This is a genomic window from Starkeya nomas (genome assembly GCF_902703545.1).
Taxonomy (GTDB): domain Bacteria; phylum Pseudomonadota; class Alphaproteobacteria; order Rhizobiales; family Xanthobacteraceae; genus Ancylobacter; species Ancylobacter moscoviensis.
Genome location: NZ_CACSAS010000026.1, coordinates 1 through 786 on the forward strand (window position 1 = coordinate 1; position 786 = coordinate 786).

At 66.5% G+C, this 786-nt stretch carries 1 protein-coding gene; it reads left to right on the forward strand.

From position 1 onward, the window contains the following. Nucleotides 1-786: glycosyltransferase family 2 protein (locus STARVERO_RS22045; protein WP_159602157.1), on the forward strand; the 786-nt coding region annotated here is incomplete at both ends.

Here is a 786-nt window from a genome sequence, read left to right on the forward strand (position 1 = left end):
GCCGGTCTGGCACCGGGTGACGTGGGCGATCCCTACGCCAGCGCCGCTGGTGAGCATCCTCATCCCCACACGGGACCGCGCCGGTCTCGTGCGCCAGTGCGTCGATGGAATCCTCGACCGCACCGACTATCCCCATGTCGAGATCCTGATCATCGACAATGGCAGCGTCGAGCCGGAGAGCTTCGCGCTCTTCGAGGAGCTCAAGAAGGATGCGCGCATCCGGGTGCTGCGCGTGGAGGGCGAGTTCAACTACTCCGCCCTCAACAATGCCGCGGCCCGCGAGGCCAGGGGCGACGTGCTGCTGCTGCTCAACAACGATATCGACGTCATCGGACCGCACTGGCTCGGCGAGCTCGTCGGCCTCGTCATGCGGCCGGATATCGGCATAGCCGGAGCGAAGCTGCTCTATGCCGACAACCGTGTCCAGCATGCCGGCGTCCGGCTCGGCATGGGCACCTTCGACGGTGGCGACGGCATTGCCGGCCATGTCGGTCATTTCGAGACACGGCAGGAGGTCGGCTATTTCGGCCAACTCGCCCTGACCCGCGACGTCAGCGCCGTGACCGGCGCCTGCCTTGCCGTCCGGCGCGAGATTTACGAAGCACTCGGCGGCCTCGACGAGGTCAACCTGAAGGTGGCCTTCAACGACGTGGACTTCTGCCTGCGCGTACGGGAGGCCGGCTACCGTGTCGTCTGGACCCCCTTCGCCGAGCTCCATCATTACGAATCGGTATCGCGCGGCCCCGACAGCGCCCCCGACAAGGTCGAGCGCTTCAACGGCGAGGC